The 16,932-nt window shown below is 66.2% G+C and carries 16 protein-coding genes and 1 pseudogene; 5 read left to right on the top strand and 12 right to left on the bottom strand.

The annotated features are described in order from the left end of the window. Window positions 1-62: 62 nt before the first annotated feature. Both ACJJVR_RS01755 and ACJJVR_RS01750 read left to right on the top strand, forming a co-directional pair. The gene (locus ACJJVR_RS01755; protein ID WP_405401745.1) at window positions 63-1,499 is read left to right on the top strand and encodes a fused MFS/spermidine synthase; all 1,437 of its coding nucleotides are present in this window, start codon (window positions 63-65) and stop codon (window positions 1,497-1,499) included. Between the two features lie 252 nt (window positions 1,500-1,751). Next, window positions 1,752-3,470: a SulP family inorganic anion transporter gene (locus tag ACJJVR_RS01750; RefSeq protein WP_405401744.1), complete on the top strand. Its 1,719-nt coding sequence runs from the start codon at window positions 1,752-1,754 to the stop codon at window positions 3,468-3,470. Between the two features lie 5 nt (window positions 3,471-3,475). Here the strand turns inward: ACJJVR_RS01750 and ACJJVR_RS01745 are convergent, their stop codons facing one another. Genes ACJJVR_RS01745 through ACJJVR_RS01735 form a run of 3 tightly spaced genes read right to left on the bottom strand, consistent with a single transcriptional unit; the run spans window position 3,476 to window position 5,255 of the window. After that, window positions 3,476-4,387 carry an MBL fold metallo-hydrolase gene (locus tag ACJJVR_RS01745; protein WP_405401742.1) on the bottom strand — a complete coding sequence of 304 codons (912 nt, stop codon included), beginning with the start codon at window positions 4,385-4,387 and terminating at the stop codon, window positions 3,476-3,478. After that, complete coding sequence (locus ACJJVR_RS01740; protein ID WP_405401740.1) at window positions 4,384-4,815, bottom strand: DUF6691 family protein; 432 nt, start codon at window positions 4,813-4,815, stop codon at window positions 4,384-4,386. Before ACJJVR_RS01740 ends, ACJJVR_RS01745 begins: the two co-directional genes overlap by 4 nt. Then, window positions 4,815-5,255 carry a YeeE/YedE family protein gene (locus ACJJVR_RS01735; protein ID WP_405401739.1) on the bottom strand — a complete coding sequence of 147 codons (441 nt, stop codon included), beginning with the start codon at window positions 5,253-5,255 and terminating at the stop codon, window positions 4,815-4,817. The genes ACJJVR_RS01740 and ACJJVR_RS01735 overlap by 1 nt, the downstream gene beginning before the upstream one ends. A gap of 90 nt (window positions 5,256-5,345) precedes the next feature. Here ACJJVR_RS01735 and ACJJVR_RS01730 point away from each other — a divergent pair, with 90 nt between their 5' ends. Beyond that, window positions 5,346-5,678, top strand: a complete 333-nt coding sequence (locus tag ACJJVR_RS01730; RefSeq protein ID WP_405401737.1) for an ArsR/SmtB family transcription factor — start codon at window positions 5,346-5,348, stop codon at window positions 5,676-5,678. 4 nt (window positions 5,679-5,682) lie between these two features. On the opposite strand, the gene ACJJVR_RS01725 is transcribed toward ACJJVR_RS01730, so the two are convergent. Beyond that, window positions 5,683-6,180 carry a lactoylglutathione lyase family protein gene (locus tag ACJJVR_RS01725; RefSeq protein ID WP_405401735.1) on the bottom strand — a complete coding sequence of 166 codons (498 nt, stop codon included), beginning with the start codon at window positions 6,178-6,180 and terminating at the stop codon, window positions 5,683-5,685. 97 nt (window positions 6,181-6,277) lie between these two features. Between ACJJVR_RS01725 and ACJJVR_RS01720 the strand changes: the two genes are divergently transcribed. Next, window positions 6,278-6,463, top strand: coding sequence for a LysR family transcriptional regulator (locus ACJJVR_RS01720; protein WP_405401734.1), 186 nt, complete (start codon window positions 6,278-6,280; stop codon window positions 6,461-6,463). After that, a pseudogene (locus ACJJVR_RS01715) lies at window positions 6,378-6,812 on the top strand (LysR substrate-binding domain-containing protein); the annotation flags it as partial. The gene ACJJVR_RS01720 and the pseudogene ACJJVR_RS01715, both read left to right, overlap by 86 nt. A 643-nt stretch (window positions 6,813-7,455) precedes the next feature. On the opposite strand, the gene ACJJVR_RS01710 reads toward ACJJVR_RS01715, so the two are convergent. The 8 genes from ACJJVR_RS01710 to ACJJVR_RS01675 form a co-directional block, all read right to left on the bottom strand. Beyond that, on the bottom strand, window positions 7,456-7,608 hold the full coding sequence (locus ACJJVR_RS01710; RefSeq protein WP_405401733.1) for a hypothetical protein: 153 nt from the start codon (window positions 7,606-7,608) through the stop codon (window positions 7,456-7,458). 343 nt (window positions 7,609-7,951) lie between these two features. Continuing rightward, the gene (arsH, locus tag ACJJVR_RS01705) at window positions 7,952-8,665 is read right to left on the bottom strand and encodes an arsenical resistance protein ArsH (RefSeq protein ID WP_405401732.1); all 714 of its coding nucleotides are present in this window, start codon (window positions 8,663-8,665) and stop codon (window positions 7,952-7,954) included. Next, window positions 8,662-9,750: an ACR3 family arsenite efflux transporter gene (gene arsB / locus ACJJVR_RS01700; RefSeq protein WP_405401730.1), complete on the bottom strand. Its 1,089-nt coding sequence runs from the start codon at window positions 9,748-9,750 to the stop codon at window positions 8,662-8,664. Before arsB ends, arsH begins: the two co-directional genes overlap by 4 nt. Further along, complete coding sequence (locus tag ACJJVR_RS01695) at window positions 9,747-10,133, bottom strand: ArsR/SmtB family transcription factor (RefSeq protein WP_405401729.1); 387 nt, start codon at window positions 10,131-10,133, stop codon at window positions 9,747-9,749. The genes arsB and ACJJVR_RS01695 overlap by 4 nt, the downstream gene beginning before the upstream one ends. A 46-nt stretch (window positions 10,134-10,179) precedes the next feature. Next, window positions 10,180-13,386 carry an error-prone DNA polymerase gene (locus ACJJVR_RS01690; protein WP_405401727.1) on the bottom strand — a complete coding sequence of 1,069 codons (3,207 nt, stop codon included), beginning with the start codon at window positions 13,384-13,386 and terminating at the stop codon, window positions 10,180-10,182. After that, on the bottom strand, window positions 13,383-14,891 hold the full coding sequence (locus ACJJVR_RS01685) for a Y-family DNA polymerase (protein ID WP_405401726.1): 1,509 nt from the start codon (window positions 14,889-14,891) through the stop codon (window positions 13,383-13,385). The genes ACJJVR_RS01690 and ACJJVR_RS01685 overlap by 4 nt, the downstream gene beginning before the upstream one ends. Then, window positions 14,812-15,558 (bottom strand): ImuA family protein, encoded by a 747-nt coding sequence (locus tag ACJJVR_RS01680; protein ID WP_405401724.1) that lies wholly within the window; start codon window positions 15,556-15,558, stop codon window positions 14,812-14,814. Before ACJJVR_RS01680 ends, ACJJVR_RS01685 begins: the two co-directional genes overlap by 80 nt. A gap of 237 nt (window positions 15,559-15,795) precedes the next feature. Beyond that, entirely contained in the window at window positions 15,796-16,875 is a 1,080-nt protein-coding gene (locus tag ACJJVR_RS01675; protein ID WP_405401722.1) for a DUF475 domain-containing protein, read from the bottom strand. Window positions 16,876-16,932 lie beyond the last annotated feature (57 nt).

Here is a 16,932-nt window from a genome sequence, read left to right as displayed (position 1 = left end):
GGCATTCCCTTGGCCCGCGTTCCGTGTCAGGGCATGCCTGACGCCCGACCAAGGAGACCCCGATGCGGTTCTGGACCACCATCACCCTGATCCTTGTGTTGTCGGCGGTCGGCCTGACCTATGAAATTGCCGCCGGGCGCGTGCTGGCACCGTTCTTTGGCACGTCGCTGGTCACTTGGACATCGGTGATCGCGACGATCCTGACGGGGTTTTCGCTTGGCAGCGCGCTTGGCGGGTTGGTGGCGGAACGTGATCCCGCAGTGGCTGTGGGCCGCGTCAGGCTGGCACTGGTGGCGACGGCGGCGCTGATGGCCGCGTCGCCCGCGGTTCTGGGGCTGATCTATGGGCTGGGCGCACGGAACACGGGGGGCATGCTGCTGGCGGTGGTGCTGGCGTTCTTTCCGGCATCGGTTCTGGTCAGCTTTCCGTCGCCCTTTCTGGCCAAGATGGCCGTCGATGCCCGACCGGGACGCGCGGGGTCGTCGCTTGGGCTGGTGCTGGCGGCAGGCTCGCTTGGCGCGATCGTGGGCGCGGTGCTGGCCGGGTTCGTGGCGCTGCCGCTGGCGGGATCGGTCGCGACCTTTGCCGGATGCGGCGCGGTGGCGCTAATCTGTGCGGGGCTGGTGCGCGCAGGTGGCGCCCCGGGCACGGGCCGCCTGTCACGCCCCGACGCGGTGATCGCAATCGCGGCAGGGGCGGTTGCGGTCGCGGCGATCACCGCCAGCGGGCCGCTGTGCCGGTACGAATCCGGGATGTCGTGCATCGACGTACAGCGCAGCGCTGGCGCGGCGCATCTGTATTCCGACCGGACGCAACAGGCGGCCGAACGTCTTGTGGCCCAAGGCGCCGACCGCCTGACGCTGCCCTATGCGCAATGGATGTGGTCGCGCATGGATCACGACCTGGGCACCGCGCCATCGGTGCTGTTCATCGGCGGGGGCGGCTATACGCTGCCCACGATGCTGCTGGAAGCGCGCGCCGATGCCCGCGCCGTCGCGGTCGAGATCGACCCCCTGATCACCCGCGTGGTCCGCGAGGCGCTGCCCTGGGCCGGTGCGATGATCGACCGCGAGGCTGGGCCGGGGGGCCGCCTCGGCATCGTTCATGCCGATGGCCGGGTGTACCTGAACCGGACAGAACAGCGCTTTGATGCGGTCGTGATGGACGCGTTCTCTTCGGGGTCGGTGCCCGCGCATCTGGCAACGCACGAGACCTATGCCCACCTGCGCCGGATCGTGGACGGCCCGGTCTATGTGAACCTGATCGACGAACCGGACGGGGCGCTGGCGCGTGGCATCCATGCCATCCTGCGCGACCTGTACCCCCATGTCGAGGCGATCCAGGGCCCGGTCAGCGCCCGCGGACGGGCCAACGTCCTGCTGGCGGCGTCGGACAGGCCCCTTGGCCCGGTGGCCGCCTATCCGGCGGATTACGGCCCGGTCCGGCTGGCGGCGGGGCGCGCCTTTACCGACGACCGCGGCTGGATCGGACACCGCTAGGGCACATCCGCGGTCATTGTGGGGCAGCCGACGGACGGTGGCAGGGGCCTGTGTCCGGCATTCCCCATTGCCCGAACCGGCGCGAATGACCGTCGGGCCGTCATGTGACTGCATCAATCTTGTCGACCACGCGTCGGCCGTTTCAGGCCAAACGGCTTGGCATGGCGACCAAAGGGATGCATCGTGCCGCAGGTCCACGGACGCGGCGCATCGTCTGATCCCGCATGGGCCCACAAGACAACGGACCCGCATGTGAAACCCATCCGCGACTATTTCCCGATCCTGACCTGGGGTCGCCGTTACGACCAACAGACCCTGTCGGACGATCTGCTGGCCGCGGTGATCGTGACGATCATGCTGATCCCGCAATCGCTGGCCTATGCCCTGCTGGCAGGGTTGCCACCCGAGGCGGGGCTGTACGCATCGATCGCGCCGATCATCCTCTATGCGGTGTTCGGGACCAGCCGGGCGCTGGCCGTGGGGCCGGTCGCGGTCGTGTCGCTGATGACGGCGGCGGCGATCGGCAGCATCGCGGAACAGGGTACGATGGGTTATGCGGCGGCGGCGCTGACGCTGGCCGGGCTGTCGGGCGCGATCCTGTTGGCGATGGGCGTGCTGAGGCTGGGATTTCTGGCGAATTTCCTGTCGCATCCGGTGATCGCGGGGTTCATCACCGCGTCGGGCATTCTGATCGCGACCAGCCAGCTGGGCCATGTGATGGGTATTGCCGCCGGGGGACATACCCTGCCGCAGATGGTCACATCGCTGATCCGGGGGCTGCCGCAGGTCAACCCGGTCACGCTGGCCATCGGGGTGACGGCGACGGCCTTTCTGTTCTGGGTGCGCCGCGGGCTGCGGCCGCTGCTGCGCGGCATGGGGTTGGGCGCGCGCGCCGCCGACATCGCGACCAAGGCAGGGCCGGTGCTGGCCGTTGTGGTCAGCACGCTGGTGGTCCGGGGGCTGGGTCTGGGCGACATGGGGGTGCGCATCGTGGGCGCGGTGCCGCAGGGCCTGCCGCCGCTGACCTTGCCGCCGCTGTCGGGCGACCTGATCGGCATGCTGCTGGTGCCGGCGGCGCTGATCTCTGTCATCGGGTTCGTGGAATCGGTGTCGGTCGCGCAGACGCTGGCGGCCCGGAAACGCCAACGCATCGATCCCGACCAGGAGCTGATCGGGCTGGGCGCGGCAAACCTTGGCGCGGCCTTTACCGGGGGCATGCCGGTGACGGGCGGTTTCGCGCGGTCGGTCGTCAATTTCGACGCGGGCGCGGCCACCGCGGCGGCGGGCGCCTTTACCGCCATCGGGCTGGGCATTGCCGCCGTGGCGCTGACACCGCTAATTTATCACCTACCCATCGCCACCCTTGCCGCGACGATCATCGTGGCGGTGCTGTCGTTGGTCGATATCACGATCCTGCGCAGGGCCTGGGCGTTTTCGCGCGCCGATTTCATGGCCGTGGCCGCCACGATCCTGCTGACCCTGGGCGTGGGGGTAGAGGCCGGCATATCGGCCGGGGTCATCCTCTCCATCGGCCTGCACCTGCGCAAATCATCGCGCCCGCACGTGGCCGAGGTCGGGCTGGTCCCCGGAACCCAGCATTTCCGCAACATCCTGCGCCACGACGTGCTGACCGATCCCGCCATCGTGACGCTGCGCATCGACGAAAGCCTGTATTTCGCCAATGCCCGCTTTCTGGAGGATTACGTCGCCGACCGCGTCACCCCCGATTGCGTGGTGCGCCACGTGGTGCTGATGTGTTCGGCGATCAGCGACATCGACCTCAGCGCGCTGGACAGCCTGGAGGCGATTGCCCATCGCCTGTCGGACATGGGCGTGACCCTGCACCTGTCCGAGGTCAAGGGCCCGGTGATGGACCGCCTGAAGACGTGCGATTTCCTGCATCAACTGACGGGTCAGGTGTTCCTGTCGCAATATGATGCATGGGACGCGCTGCGGACCCGCGCCGCCTGACGGCGTCAGAACCGGTCGACGGGTACCTTGAGGTAATGGTGGCCGTCATCCTCTGCCGGGGGCAGGCGGCCACCGCGCAGGTTGATCTGCAGCGCCGCCATGATCCGGTCGGGCAGGGGCAGCGTCGCGTCGCGGGCATCGCGCAGGGCGATCCAGTCCTCGCGCCGGGTGCCGTCGCGGACGTGGCGGTTGGTGGCGCGGTGGTGGGCCACGGTCGCCTCCCATTGCGGCTCGTCCCGGTCGTCGGTGCCATAGTCGTGGCCCACGAACAGGCGCGTGTCGTCCGGCAGGGACAGGATCTCCTGGATCGACGTCCACAGCTGGCCGCTGTCGCCGCCCGGAAAATCGGCACGCGCCGTGCCGACATCGGGTTGCATCAGCGTGTCATGCGTAAAGGCCGCATCGCCGCAGACATAGGTCACCGACCCTAGCGTGTGCCCCGGTGACAGCATCACCCGGATGGACAGATCGCCCAGGGCGATCGTCTGTCCGGGGGCCAGCAGACGGTCGAAATCGCGGGCGGGATCGAATGCGTGGGGCAGGTTGTACAGCTCTGCCCAGATGCGCGCGATGTCCCCGACCTTGTCGCCGATGGCGGTGGGCGCACCCGTCCGTCGTCCCAGTTGGGCCGACGCCATGACGTGGTCGGCATGGGGGTGGGTGTCCAGCACCCAGGCCACCGACAGCCCCTGTTCGGCCACCAACGCCAGCACCCGGTCCATGCTGTCGGTCGAAAAGCGGTAATGCTTGGGGTCCAGGTTCCAGACCACGTCGATCAACGCCGCCTGTTTCGTGGCGGGGTCCGCGCAGACATACTGGATCGACCCGGTATCGGGTTCATAGATGCCCCAGACATCCGGGCTGTTCGCGCCGGTGGACGGGGAATGGCGGATGACGGGTTCTTTCAGCAGGCTCATGCGGGTGTCCTCATGACGGGTGCGGATTTCAGGCGGGCGCCGACCCACAGGCCCAGGATCATCGCGGGAACAAAGACCAGCGTCCCCGGCGCCAGTAGGGGCAGGGCGGTCAGGGCCGGCCCCGGGCAGAACCCACCGATGCCCCATCCTGCGCCGAACAAGGTGGCACCGGTCAGCAGCGGTCGGTCGATCCGGCGGTTGGTCGGTACGTCAAAGGTCGGGTTCAGCACCGGCGCCGCCCGACGCCAGACCAGCCGATAGCCGATATACGTGGTCACGGTTGCACCGCCCATCACGAAGGCCAGGCTGGGGTCCCACGCCCCGGCAAGGTCCAGAAAGTTCTGCACCTTGGCCGGATCGGCCATGCCCGACACGATCAGCCCAAGGCCAAAGACCAGCCCGGACAGAAACCCCCACAAGACCCGCATCACAGCCCCCCGATCAGATGGCGCAGCACAAACACAGTCACAAAGCCCGCCGCCATGAAGGTCGCGACCGCCGCCATCGACCGTCCCGACAGCCGCGCCAGCCCGCAGACCCCATGCCCTGAGGTACAGCCCGATCCAAGCGCGGTCCCTGTTCCGACCAAGAGGCCCGCGACGATCATCAGGACCAGATTGCCCGGCACGGTCTGCACGATCGTGCCCCCGACGGCCAGGATCGCCAGCGGCGCGGCCATCAGGCCGATGGCAAAGGCGATCCGCCAATCGCGGTCGCCCGCCGCACCGGGCAGGGCCAACGCGCCTTGTGTGATGCCGGCAATGCCCGCGATGCGGCCGAACAGGCCCATCACCATCACCGCGCTGATCCCGATCAGGATGCCGCCGCCAAGCGAGGCCCAGGGCGTAAAGGTCGTGTCCGTCAGCATGATCACCTGTCCTGTCCACGGGGATTGCGCCCACAAGCGCTTCTGCTAGGGTGTATATTCGATTCCTCTAAATAAGGCAAAGCTAATATATTGGACGATTTTCCCGATCCATCCGTCGTGGCGCTGCAGGACATGGCCGATCACGTGGCCGCGCGGTTGGCGCTGGTCGCCAATGCAAAACGCCTGCTGATCCTGTGCGAACTGGCCAAGGGCGAGCGTCCGGTCGGGGCCCTGCAGGCAGCGGTGGGGCTGGGCCAATCGGCGCTGAGCCAGCACCTTGCCCGCCTGCGCGACGCCGGAATGGTCGCCACCCGCCGCGAGGGGCAGACAATTCATTACCGCATCAGCGACCCCGACCTGGAGGTGCTGATGCAGGCCCTGTACGCGGCCTTTTGCCAGCCGCGCGAGGAGCAGGGCGCCTGAGCGATCAGGAATAGGCGCCCGCGGAATAGGTCAGTTCATAGCTGTGGCTGTACAGTTCGAACACGTTGCCGAACGGATCCTCGACATAGACCATCCGATACGGCTTTTCGCCGGGAAAGTATTCGCGCACCGGCATCCGCTGCTTGCCGCCCGCGGCGATGATGCGGGCCAGCAGACCTTCCAGATCGGGATCCTGAATCGCGAAATGGAACGTCCCGTGGCGGCGAAATGCGAAATTGTCGTCAGCCGCGTGGTTGCCTGCGAATTCGAACAGCTCGATCCCGATCCCGTCGCCGGTGGACAGGTGGGCGATGCGCAGCCGGTCCCAGCCCGGGCCGAAAACGTCGGTGCACATCACGCCGATGGCACTGTCATCCTCGGTCACGGTGCTGGGCTGCATCAGGACGTAGAAACCAAGAACGTCGGAATAAAAGGCAACGGCTGCGTCCACGTCCGGGACGGACAGGCCAATATGGGAAAAGGTGCGGGGGGTAGGGGTCATGGTCATCTCCTGTGTCTGGTCCATTCGATCTAGAGAGGCACGGGCGACATGTTAAATTATCATGTAGAATATAAACTAAAACATGACGTTATCATAAATGCTCAACGCCACCTGGATCGAAACCTTTGCCGTCCTTGCCGAGGAGGGGCATTTCACCCGCGCAGCGCAGCGGCTGAACATGACGCGACCCACGCCACCCGCGCATCGCCGCCGACCGGATCGGCCAGGAAGAGCTGTGCCTGGTGGTTCCGTCAAATTGCACCGGCAAGGTCAGCTTCACTGATCTGGAGGCGCTTGGGCTGGTCGATCACCCGGACTGTCATCGCCATGCGGACAACCTGATCGCGCGCAATTTTCCGGACGATTACACCGGGGCAGACAGGCTGCACGTGCGCACCCGTGTGAACCAGATCGGCCAGATCCCTGCACCGGTGGCGCAAGGCGTCGGCTATACGCTGCTGCCGCGTAGCGGTCTTGCCGCCTTCCCCGACGCGGAGCGCTTGCGGATCGCCGTGCTGCCGGAACGCCGGTACCTTGAGTTATGGTCGATCACGCCCCGCGGGCATCGGCCTGGCGCCGCGCTGGACCGGATCATGGCCATGATCCGGTCGCTGGCCTCCGACCTCGCGTAAACATCTTTCAGTGACATAATCAAGATTATCAATATAATGCGCTGCTGTCTGGTCAGCGTGCGCCTCCGGCATTTACCGACTGCGCAGTCCGAACAGTGATGGATCAACGATCCGTATCGTCAAAAGCGCCTGTGACCATGCCGATGCTTTTTAACTCTATCCGTCCGGCCTTAGGCGCGCTGTCACGTCTACAGCCGCGACCCCACTGTTTTGAGCATCTCCGTGCCGCATGGTCGCCGCAGCCACTCGTGTTCATATCATTGAGGGCACCGTCAGGTCGTGTCGACGGCAGGCATCTGACCTTGTTGACCTTGTGCACGCGCTGGTGGTTTGTGCCGTACGACGGCCTGTGCCCGTGATGCGGCAATACCGGTAAAATCGAGAGCCTCGCCACCCGATACCAAGCCCCCTACACCCCGTATTTCCATCGTTCCGAAGCGGTTTTGCGCGGTCTGTCCGGCGACCTGCGACAGGGTCTTCGGTTGTCGTTGTCCGATGCGCCCGAGGGCAAGACAGACCGGGATTAGATCTTAACTCGCCGCGCTTGGGTGTTCGACAGATGACATGGCACCTGCAGAGCAACGATTGCGCCGCGAAAAACACGTGTATGCGCCAACTCATGCGCCTGGAGGCCCCTATACTCCTATCGCAAGCCAAACACAGGCAGGCCCGCGCCCGTCCCCGGCCATGAATGTGCACTGTAATCCACCGTCGCCCGCACATGGTCCTGGTCGGCCTTCTGCGGGTAGTGGTCTGCGTACAGCAAATCGACGTCATGCAATCCGGTCAGCAGCATGAAACCCGGATCGTTTAATGCAATGGCCGTTTTCGTGATCCGTAGAATATCATGATTGCTGGATTGGTTTGGGTTCAACCTATCGGGCCTTGCTGCCATCGGCGCTGTTGGTCACGGGCCCGATCGGCGCAGCAGATGACATGGCTGGCGGGGTGGCGATCCGATGCTGTGATCTGGTACGGCGGCGCGGTTCATGGACAGATCAGTCCCCTGCCGGGCTGTCAGTCTGCGCAATGGTGCGGTCCCTGTGCGTGGGCGGCTGGAACCACGGCCACCGATGATTTGTGTGCCGTTGCCTGTCGGCCTGTCCCGGCCCGAAAAACGCAGTCACGGATGCGTGGTATCAGACGGCCTGCCGTTGGTTCACGCGTTGCGACAACGCATCATGGCTTTCGACCCGTTCCGAATAGCGGTCGACCAGATGGTCGCGGATATCGCGGGTCAGCACGGTGAAACGCACCAGCTCCTCCATCACGTCGACGATACGGTCGTAGTACGGCGACGGCTTCATCCGGTCATCGTCGTCGAATTCGTCCCATGCCTTGGCAACCGACGACTGGTTCGGGATCGTCAGCATCCGCATCCAGCGGCCCAGAATACGCAACTGATTCACAGTGTTGAAGCTTTGGCTGCCGCCGCAGACCTGCATCACGGCCAGGGTCTTGCCCTGCGTCGGGCGCACGCCGCCCAGGGACAGCGGGATCCAGTCAAGCTGGGTCTTGATCACCCCGGTCATTGCGCCATGGCGTTCAGGCGAACACCAGGACATGCCCTCGGACCAGCCGACCAGGTCGCGCAGTTCGGCGACCTTGGGGTGGTCCGCCTCTGTCGCATCCGGCAAAGGCAGGCCACGGGGATCAAAGAACCGTGGTTCGGCCCCCAGGGCGGTCAGGATGCGGGCGGCCTCCTCTGTCACAAGGCGGGAAAAGCTGCGCGGGCGCAGGGAACCGTACAGCATCAGAATGCGCGGCGGATGCGTGCTGTGCGTGGCGGGCACCAGATCGGCGGCCCGGACCGGACGAAAGCCGTCGGGGTGCAGGTTCTTGGGTTGGGTCATTGCACGGGTCCTTTCGGGGCATGGTCGTCGCTGACCGGCGGGGTGTCGGGGAACCGCCCCCGCGTGCGGTTGGCGAATGCCACAAGGGTCAGCATGACCGGCACCTCGACCAGCACGCCCACGACTGTAGCCAGCGCCGCGCCCGAGTTCAGGCCGAACAGGCTGATCGCCACCGCCACCGCCAGTTCGAAAAAGTTCGACGTGCCGATCATGGCACAAGGGGCCGCGATGCGATGCGGCACGCGCATCAGCCATGCCGCGCCATAGCCGATGGCAAACATCAGATAGCTTTGGATCAGGATCGGCACGGCGATCAGCGCGATGACGGCGGGGCGGTCCAGGATGGTCCGGCCCTGCAGCCCGAACAGGATCGCCACCGTCGCGATCAGCCCCAGGACCGACCACGGCTTGACCCGCGCGGAAAACGCCGCGATCCGCGCGGGGTCACGCAGGATGCGGCGCGTCAGCAGGCCCGCCGCCAGCGGCAGCACGACATACAGCACCGTCGCCAGCACCAGCGTCTGCCACGGCACCGCGATGTCGGTCACACCCAGCAGCAGCGCCACGATCGGCGCAAAGGCCACCACCATGATCAGGTCGTTCACCGACACCTGGACCAGCGTATAGGTCGCGTCCCCGCGCGTCAGCTGCGACCAGACAAAGACCATCGCGGTGCAGGGCGCCGCACCCAGCAGGATCAGCCCGGCGATATATTGCTGCGCATCTTCGGGCGCGATCCAGGGGGCGAACACGTGGTCGAAGAACAGAACCGCCAGCAGCGCCATGCTGAACGGCTTGATCAGCCAGTTCACCACCAGCGTGATCAGCAACCCCCTGGGCTGGCGTGCGACGCCGCCGATGGCGCCGAAATCGACGCTGACCATCATAGGATAGACCATCGCCCAGATCAGCACCGCCACGACCAGGTTGATCGACGCGACCTCGGCCGCGGCGATGGCCTGCACCGCGCCGGGCGCCAGGGCGCCAAGGGCCAGCCCCGCGATCATGGCCAGGGCGACCCACAGGGTCAGCCAGCGTTCGAACACCCCAAGGGGGCTGGATGGGCCGGGGGAAATATCGGTCATGCAACGGTGTCCTTGGCCATGGCGGGCGCGGGGGTCACGGCGGGCGCGGGCCCGCACGCACAGATGATTTGGTCCAGCACGGGCTGGCACAGATCAGGCCGCCCCCCGCAGCAATCCTGCAGCAGAAAGCCCAGCAGGCCACCCATCGTGTCCATCCGCGCGAAATAGCGGATAGAGCGTCCCTCGCGGACCGGGCGGATCAGACCGGCCGCCGTCAGAATGGTCAGATTGTTCGACAGCGTGTTGGGGCGGATGTTCAGGTGCGTGGCGATGTCGCCGGCCGCCATGCCGACGGGCCCGACCTGCACCAATCGTCGAAAAACGTCCAATCGGATATCATGGGCAAGGGCGGACAGGACATCCAGTGTCTGATTCTTTTCCATACTTCATGTTATATAGAAATACTGATGCCCTGCAATCGCCTTGCCGTCAGCGGAAATCGCGGGTTTTCACGCTGATGCCGTCACGGGGCAGATCACGAATATAAATCTGCCGGGCCTTTGGGGTTTGGCTGCGCGGGTCGGGGGGCGGTGCGCCGCGGTGAAATTCGTCGCCGCGCCCGTGCGGCAGGGGAAACGCACCCTGACGGCCGACGGATGCAAGCTCTGCCGACATGTCGGTCAGGCGGTGGGCGACAAGGTGGACCACCTCTCCGGCGCGCTGGACACGGCCCTCGACCCCGATCATGCCCGCGCCCAAGACGATGCGGCGGTGCCGATCAAAGACCTTGGGCCACAGGACAAGGTTGGCGATGCCGCTTTCATCCTCTAGCGTGATGAACATCACGCCCTTGGCCGATCCGGGGCGCTGGCGGACCAGAACCAGCCCCGCAACATGGATCCAGCGACGGTCGGGACTGGCCATTGCCTCGGCGCAGGGGCGGATGCGGCGGCGGGTCAGGCTGTCGCGCAGAAAGGACAGCGGGTGTTGCCGCAGGGTGACGCCCGTATGGGCGTAATCCTCGACCACCTCGCGGCCGGCGGGCATGGGGGACAGGGTGACGGACGGTTCGGGGGCAGGAATGGCGGCGAACAGGGGCAGGTCCGGCTGATGGCCGCGAATGACCCACAGCGCCTCGCGCCGCGCCAGTCCATAGGTCGGGCGAAAGCCGTCGGCCTCGGCGATGCGGGTCAGGGCGGCGGCGGGTACGCCCGCACGGCGGCACAGGTCCTGGGCCGTGGCGGCGGGCTGGGCGGCAACAATGGCGCGGGCATGGGTTTCGGCCAACCCCTTGACCATGCGCAGGCCCAACCGCACGGCGAACCCCTGCCCCGCCGGTTCCAGCGTACAGTCCCAATCCGACACCGCGATGCAGACGGGGTGGACCCGGACGCCATGGTCGCGGGCGTCGCGCACGATCTGGGCGGTGGCATAGAACCCCATCGGCTGGCTGTTCAGCAGGGCCGCGCAGAACACGTCGGGATGCCAGCATTTCAACCAGGCCGAGGCATAGGCGATCAGCGCAAAGCTGGCAGCGTGGCTTTCGGGGAAACCATAGCTGCCGAATCCCTCCAGCTGGCGAAAGATCTTTTCCGAAAATTCGGGGTCATAGCCGTTGGCGGTCATCCCCTCGACGACGCGGTCGCGAAAGGCGGACACGCCGCCGGTCAGTTTGAACGTCGCCATCGACTTGCGCAGCATGTCCGCCTGGCCAGGGGTAAAACCCGCGCATTCGATGGCGATGCGCATCGCCTGTTCCTGAAACAATGGCACGCCATAGGTGCGGCCCAGCACCCGTTCCAGTTCCGGCTTGGGATAGACCACCGCCTCCAGCCCCGCCCGGCGGCGTAGATAGGGGTGGACCATGTCGCCCTGGATCGGGCCGGGTCGGACGATAGCCACCTGGATGGTCAGGTCCGCGATGCTGCGCGGCCTGAGCCGTGGCAGCATCGACATCTGCGCCCTGCTTTCGATCTGGAAGGTGCCAAGCGTGTCCGCGCGGCAGATCATATCGAAGGTCGCCGTATCATCGGCGGGGATCGCGGCCAGGTCCATACGCAGGCCCTTGTGCCGGTCCAGCAGGTCGAAACAACGGGCGATACAGGTCAGCATGCCCAGGGCCAGCACATCCAGCTTCATGAACATCAGCGCGTCGATGTCGTCCTTGTCCCATTCGATGATCTGTCGATCCTGCATCGCGGCCGGTTCGATCGGGACCAGTTCGTCCAGGCGGTCCTGGGTCAGCACAAAGCCGCCGGGATGCTGGGACAGGTGCCGGGGCGTGCCGCGCAACTGCGCCGCCAGTTCCAGCGTCAGCCGCAGGCGGCGGTCGGCGGGGTTCAGGTTCAGCGCGCGCAGCAGGGTTTCGGGCACGCCCTCCTCGGACCAGGCCCAGATCTGGCCCGAGATGGCGCGGATCACGTCCTCGGGCAGGCCCAAGGCCTTGCCCACGTCGCGCAACGCGCCCTTGGTGCGATAACGGACGACCACGGCCGTCAGTGCAGCACGGTCGCGGCCATAGGTGCGATAGATCCACTGGATCACCTCTTCGCGCCGCTCATGTTCGAAATCGACGTCGATGTCGGGCGGCTCGTGGCGTTCCTCGCTGATGAAGCGTTCGAACAGCAGGTTGCCGCCCTGGGGATCGATTGCGGTGATGCCCAGCACATAGCAGACGGCGGAATTGGCTGCCGACCCCCGCCCCTGACACAGGATTCCCTGCCCCCGGGCATGGCGGACGATGTTGTTCACGGTCAGGAAATAGGGCGCGTATTCCAGCTTGGCGATCAGGGCCAGTTCGTGGCGCAGGGTGGCCGCGACCGTGGGCGGGGTCCCCCCCGGATAGCGGTTGGCCGCGCCCTGCCAGGTCAGCGTCTCCAGCGTCTGTTGTGGGCTGACCGAGGGGTCGGGTCGTTCTTCTGGGTACTGATAGCGCAGCTCTTTCAGCGAAAAGCGACAGCGGTCGGCGATGTCGGCGGTGCGGGCCAGCGCATCGGGATAGCGGGCGAACAGGCGGGCCATCTCTGCCGGGGTCTTCAGGTGGCGGTCGGCATGGCGTTCGCGGCGAAAGCCCAGGGCATCGACGGTCGTATTGTGGCGGATCGCCGTCATCACGTCCTGAAGGATGCGACAGTCATGGGCGTGGAACAGCACGTCGTTGGTGACGACCGTCGGCACCCCCGTCCGCGCGGCCATCGCGGACAGCTGGTGCAGGCGCAACGGGTCATTGGGCCGCCGCCGCAGGGTCAGGCCCAGATAGGCACGATCGCCAAACACGTCGCGCATCCGGCGCAGGCGCAGGGCGCAGTCGTCATCGGCCATGTCAGGGACCAGCACCGCCAGCAGCCCCCGGGCGTGGTCCGCCACATCGGCCCAGTCCAGATGGCACGCCCCCTTGCCCGCCCGCGCCTTGCCCAGGGACAACAGGCGGCACAGCCGGCCATAGCCGGCGCGGTCCATCGGATAGACCAGCACCGACATGCCGCAGCGCAGGTCCAGACGACACCCGACGATCAGCCGGACGCCCGTATCGTTGGACGCCTCGAACGCGCGGACGATGCCGGCCAGGCTGTTGCGATCCGTGACGGCCAGCGCCCGCATGCCCATCAGTGCCGCAGTGGCGAACAGCTGCTGCGCGGAGGATGCGCCGCGCAGGAACGAAAAATGCGACGTCACCTGCAGTTCGACATAGCTCATCCAAAGACCCCGTGCAGGAACCAGTTGTGGGAACCCGTCGTCACGTCCTCTCCGTCACCTTGGCGAAAGATCCAGAACCGTCGGCCCGCCTGATCCTCTATGCGGAAATAATCGCGCACGGCGCGGGTTTCGGCGTCGCGTTTCCACCATTCGCCAAAGATGCGTTCCGGTCCGTCAGCGCCTTCGACGTCATGACGGGTGCCGCGCCAGACGATCCAGCGGGGCGGCTGGTCGGGCAGCAGAGCCATGGTATCGATCGGTTCGGGCCGCGCCAGCAGGCGCGCGGGGCGCGGCCAGTGGTCGGGCCAGCCCTCGGCAATCACGCTCAGCGGCGCCACGCGGACGACCGAGCGTTCGGGAACGTCGCTGGCCACCGGCGCCAGACGATAGACGGCCCGCGCGCCGACGCGGTTCGTCAGGCTGTCGATCAGGCTGGACATGTCGGGGGCCGCGGGTTCCAGCAGGCTGGCGGTCTGGCGCGGCGCCAGGGGTTCGGCAAGGGTGGCGGTCAGGGACATGATCTCGATCCCAAAGCCCGGGTCGATGGTGGGGATCCTGTCGCACAACAGCCGAACCAGACGGGCCGGATCGCGCAGCGGTGCAGCCAGGCCCACGCGGACGGGTTGGGCACGGCTGTCCACACGCCAGCAAATCAGGTCCAGCCGCCGCGCGCCCAGGCCCTGTGCCTCCAACTGGCGGCACAGGTCGCGGACCAGCATGTCGATCTGGCGGGCGATGGTCTCGGCCGCGCCGATCGGTTCGGCAAAGACGCGCCGCGCAGTGACCAGGTCAGCCGGGCGCAGCGGATCTATGGGTTCGCCCATGGTGCCCAGGGCCTGGTCCAGACGGCGCATCACCTGCGGCCCGAACCGGCGGGTCAGCGGCGCGCGGGGAACCGCGACCAGATCGCCAATGGTCACCAATCCCAGATCCTGCAGCCCGCCGACCGTAGCGGGGGGCAGGCGCAGCGAAGACAGGGACAGCGGTGCCAACGCCGACCGCGTATCGTCCGGCGCGACAATGGACAGCGCCGCACCATGGCGGGCCAACGCATGGGCCGCACCCCAGGTGTCGGCCATGGCCAGCCGCGCGACGATGCCCGACAGGGTCAACCGACCCATGATCGCCTGCAGCATCGCGTCCTCTCCGCCATGCAGATGGTCGGTGCCGGTCGCGTCGATCACCACCCCGTCGGGGGGATCGACCGCGACGATAGGCGCGAAACGCTGCATCAGCCACAGCGCAAGCCGTTCCAGCGCAGCCATATCCGCATCCGGGTCCGCTGGTTCGATGCGCAGGTCCGGCACCATCGCCTGCGCCTTGCCGATCGGCATGCCCGGCCGCAGGCCAAGCGCCAACGCGCCGTCGCACGCGGCCGTGACGACGCGGCGGCTGCCCGCCCGGCCCGACAGGATCAGCGGCGCGCTATCCGAAGGCGTATCGTCCACCCGCCGCAGCCGGTCGATCGGCCACATCGGCAGGCAGACCGAGATGACCCGTGCCATCGCATGCCTCCACTTCCAGATCGAAGGTTTCGCCCGCACGTGCGCGCATCAGCTCGACCAGCCACAGCGGGCGGCCCAGCCCCGGCACCGGCAATGCGGCCGAGGGGCGTTCCGACACGCGCCAACGCGTCATCGCCGCAGTGGGCTGGCCGAAATCGTCAGCATCGGCCAACCAACGCCAACGACGCAGCGCGATGCCCGTGGTGCCGGTATTCTTGGCCGCCAGATGCAGCCTGCGCGAGGCGGTCATAGACAGGCGCCCGATCTCGGCCACCACGGCGGCAAGGCCGCCATGGCGCAACCCTTCCTCCATGCAGGCCAGAACGGACGTTTCGTCCCCGGCATCGACATGGATGACCCGGTCGGGAGAGAGCCCGGACTGTGCCAGGCCGGGTGCGAACAGGTCTGCCCGCGTCACGCACCACAGGACCTGCCCCGGCAGGCGCGCTGCGATCCCGGCAGCAAAACACGCGGCGGCGGCCCCGTCATCGGTTCCCGCGCCACTGCCCGCAACCTCGTGCAGGCAGCCAAGGGCCAGCCCGCCCTGCGGCAGCCTGCGGTCCAGATCCGCCAGTCCGAAGGGCAATACGGCATGGGCCTGCATCGTGCCTTCCAGGTGGCAGATACGGCGACGAAGCGCGGAAAGGGTGGCAGAGGAGGCAGGCATGGGATGACCGGAACAAGGGTATAAGTTCCTGTTTTGTTCTTTTCGACGACAAAAGTCAACGCATCAGGCTGCATGGTCCGCCCTGAAGGTTCCCGTTCTGACGTTCGGCGCGATGATGCGCCGAACACCACGCCCCGGTGGTTGCCGGATGATGAAAGCCGCGATGCCTGTCCGTGGTGAAACAGCCACACTGGCCGATCCTGCGGCCGCGATGATCGCGGCCGCAAAACGTGTTCTTCAGTGTATTGCGGCCTGCGGATTGTTCCGGTTGAAGCGGATCGACGACCACAGCGAGATACCGATCAACGTCGCGCCGCCCAGTCCGGTGATGACCTCCGGGATGTGGATCAGGGCCTGTGCGAACATGACCACCGACAGCGCGATGATCGCGTAAAAGGCACCATGTTCCAGATACCGGTATTCCGACAGGGTGCTGTTCTCGACCAGCATGATGGTCATCGACCGGACATACATCGCGCCGATGCCCAGACCGATCGCGATGACGAACAGGTTCTGGCTGAGCGCAAAGGCACCGATCACGCCGTCAAAGCTGAAGGACGCGTCCAGGACCTCCAGGTACAGGAACGCACCCAGACCGCCCTTTGCGGCGCCTTGCAGGACTTCCTGGCTGCTGTCCAGCAATCCCCCCAGCACTTCGACCAGCAGAAAGGTCATCAGGCCCCAGATCGCCGCACTGAAGAACGTGGTGCGTTCCACACCCTCCAGCAGGTGCGAAAAACCCAACACGAACAGCAATACGACCGCGACTTCGACGCCACGGATGGTGGCATACTTGGCCATGTGCTGTTCGATCCATCCGACCCAATGCACGTCCTTTTCGTGGTCAAAGAAAAAGCTGAGACCGACCATCATCAGGAACGTGCCCCCAAAGGCGGCGATGGGCAGATGCGCGTCATGCATGATCCGGGCGTATTCGTCGGGCTGGCTGGCGGCCAGGACCAGAGCCTGCCACGGGCCGATGCCCGCCGCGACCACCACGATCAACAGCGGAAACACGATCCGCATGCCGAAGACGGCGATCAGGATGCCCCAGGTCAGAAAGCGGCGCTGCCAGACCGGCTGCATGTCCTTGAGTTTGTTGGCATTCACGATGGCGTTGTCAAAGGACAACGAGATCTCCAGCACCGCCAGCACCGTGACGATGAAAAGAATCGACAGCATGCCCCCAAGCGTGCCGGTCGTCTGCCACCCCAGCACCGCGCCCAGAACCAGGCCCAGGAACGTGACGATGATCGCCCATTTCAGATAGGAAAGGACCGGGCGTTTCTGCGCGGTGGAAAATGTGTCCTGTGTCATGAGGAAATAGTCCAGGCGGTGGATTTGAAATCGGGTGCCGACATCACGAAAGCGCCG

This window comes from Paracoccus sp. Ld10 (assembly GCF_045064235.1).
Classification (GTDB): Bacteria; Pseudomonadota; Alphaproteobacteria; order Rhodobacterales; family Rhodobacteraceae; genus Paracoccus.
This window is presented reverse-complemented; position numbering and strand designations above follow the sequence as displayed.